General features: G+C 61.7%; 1 protein-coding gene. It reads right to left on the bottom strand.

All coding sequences use genetic code 11. The annotated features are described in order from the left end of the window. Positions 1-94: 94 nt before the first annotated feature. Positions 95-1,216 carry a hypothetical protein gene (locus J0I64_RS08290; protein WP_291407118.1) on the bottom strand — a complete coding sequence of 374 codons (1,122 nt, stop codon included), beginning with the start codon at positions 1,214-1,216 and terminating at the stop codon, positions 95-97. Positions 1,217-1,315: the final 99 nt, after the last annotated feature.

Genomic DNA, 1,315 nt, shown 5'->3' with positions numbered 1-1,315 from the left:
CCCCTGGGTGCGAAACGGATGACGATATCCCGTCGTGCCAATGACCTGCCTCCGGTATTAGGGGAGGCAGGAATCCCGCTGGCTTTTGGCCGTATCAAAGCGGATAGCGCAGGACCGCCGCAAGTTCCTTTTTGCCGGGGATGTCGGCGCGCCGCACGCCTAGTACCTTGGCACCGCTGGCGAACGCCCGGCTGGCAATCTCGTCGACCACACCATAGGCGTTCGCGTCGTCCTTCTCGACGAATTCCACCGCGCCACTTTCGTCGTCGACAAAGCCCGGCACGACTGAATCGATGTCGATCAGAAGCGTGTCGATTGCGCCGAAGGTTGCTGCACGGGCCGCATCCGAGATATCGGTCGTGGTGCGGCGGTCGTTAGCGCGCTTGTCGAACAAGGCACGGATGGCGCCCAGGTCCTGTTCGTAGGCATTGTCGAGGATCGGACGCGCACGCTGCGCCAGGTCGGCGTCGGTCAGGCGGTCCGGGCTGTCGGCAATGGTTTCGCCCAGAAGGTGCGGATAGGAATTGATCTGCGGAAACACCGAAGCCAGGCGGTCGGTGGCGGCCAGGATGAGCGGGGTCTCGCGCCCGGCCAGAATGGGACGTAGCGCCGTATCTACCCGCCGTACATATTGCTGGAAGCGTACATTCTGCCCCTCGGAGCCTTGGATGCGGCCGCTGAAAGTACGATCGTTGAGCGTCGACTTGCCGACCGAGGAGGCCGCGTCCTTGGGCAGGCCCGGAACCTTGACCGTTACCGGCGGCAGATCGGCATGCATCTCGACCAGGCGCACGGCATTCTCCGACAGGGCGAGGATGAGGGCTGAATGCGGGAAGGTCACCGCCCGGAACAGCGGCTTCAGGTGGAAGCGGTCGGCGACCTGCACCATGGAGACCAGATCGTTGGCGAGCCGATAGGTCCGCAGCGCATCGGGCGTGACGAAAACGGCAAGGCTGTTGGCCTGGAAGCGCCAGAATTCGTCATCGTCAACCAGATCGTTCAACTGCTCCAGAAGCGCAGCCAGCCGCCTCTTGTCGAAGCCTGCATCCTCAAGCTGCGACTGCGCCTCACGGATCAGATTGCCGAACTCGATGCGCGAGGCCGATGTCTCCTGTGTCACAGGGGTGGTCTTCAAATAGAGCGACACGCAAGCATCGGCACGCGCACCGACAAGGGTGGCAAATTCGGAACGAGTCGGAATGTCGACGTAAAGCATGCAAGATCCTTTTCTTTATCGGCGCATCGACGCCCTTCGGCAGTCAATTCATGCGCGACAACTTCATTTATTCGCGACACCGTAGCCTCTATATCCGAC

It is taken from the genome of Devosia sp. (assembly GCF_017307565.1).
Taxonomy (GTDB): Bacteria; Pseudomonadota; Alphaproteobacteria; order Rhizobiales; family Devosiaceae; genus Devosia.
This window is presented reverse-complemented; position numbering and strand designations above follow the sequence as displayed.

Coding starts and splice junctions, on each gene's coding strand:
- J0I64_RS08290 (WP_291407118.1), bottom strand. CDS start 1,216: ATGCTTTACGTCGACATTCCGACTCGTTCCGAATTTGCCACCCTTGTC.